At 49.5% G+C, this 301-nt stretch carries 1 protein-coding gene; it reads left to right on the plus strand.

All coding sequences use genetic code 11. From position 1 onward, the window contains the following. Positions 1 to 301, plus strand: a 301-nt coding sequence (locus tag ACNPNW_RS06245; RefSeq protein WP_448766745.1) for a dihydroxyacetone kinase subunit DhaK, incomplete at both ends; no start/stop codon positions are given.

Raw genomic sequence — 301 nt, forward strand, 5'->3', positions numbered from 1 at the left:
CAAGGGAACACCGACCTTTAAGCTTGAGGACAATGAGATGGAGTATGGCGTGGGCATTCACGGCGAACCGGGAATCCGCAAAGAACCGCTGGTATCAGCCGACGAATTGGCACGCAGAATGGTGACGGCATTACTGGAACATCTGCAGATTCCTAGTGATACCGGGCAGGAAGTTGCAGTACTCGTCAATGGATTTGGAGGAACGCCACTCCAGGAACTGTATCTCTTGAACAACTCGGTCATTCGTGAACTGGCTTCCAGAAATATAACGGTCTATAAAGTGCTGGTTGGAAACTATATG

Source organism: Acinetobacter endophylla (assembly GCF_053543775.1).